Genomic DNA, 644 nt, shown 5'->3' on the forward strand with positions numbered 1-644 from the left:
TTTGAAGCCATTGAAGACCCACGCATTGACCGATGCAAGCGACATGAACTTCTCGATATTATCCTTTTAGCCGTCAGTGCTGTCCTGTCAGGAGCCGAAGGATGGGAGCAGATTGAAGATTTTGGCATTCATCGTCTAGATTGGCTTCGACGTTATCGTCCCTTCGAATATGGTATTCCACGTCATGATACCATCGCTCGCGTTATATCCCGCCTTAAGCCAGAAGAAATAGAGACAGCGTTTCAACGCTGGATGAGCTGTCTTATTGAGTCTACAGGAAGTGATGTCATTGCCATTGATGGCAAAACGGCTCGACGCTCTTTTGACACGCGGGAAAGGCAAAATCCACTCCATGCGGTCAGCGCTTGGAGTAGTCAACATCAGCTAGTTCTCGGGCAAGTCGCGGTTGATGAGAAGAGCAATGAGATATCCGCTATCCCAAGGTTGCTCACATTACTTGATATTGAGAACTGTATCATCACGCTAGACGCAATGGGATGTCAAAAAGAGATCGCTAAGCAGATTGTTAAAGGTAAAGCGGATTACGTATTAGCCTTAAAAGGCAATCACTCTGGAATGAAAGCAGAACTTGAAGCTTGGTGGCACAAATCAATGCGAGAAGGCACAACTTCTGAAACGTATGA

Annotated in this window: 1 protein-coding gene; it reads left to right on the top strand. The window is 46.1% G+C overall.

Translation table 11 applies throughout. The features are described from left to right. Positions 1 to 644, top strand: a 644-nt coding sequence (locus tag AB4484_RS12020) for an ISAs1 family transposase (protein ID WP_372078355.1), incomplete at both ends; no start/stop codon positions are given.

The sequence above is a fragment of the Vibrio sp. 10N.261.46.A3 genome (assembly GCF_041472995.1).
GTDB lineage: Bacteria > Pseudomonadota > Gammaproteobacteria > Enterobacterales > Vibrionaceae > Vibrio > Vibrio coralliirubri.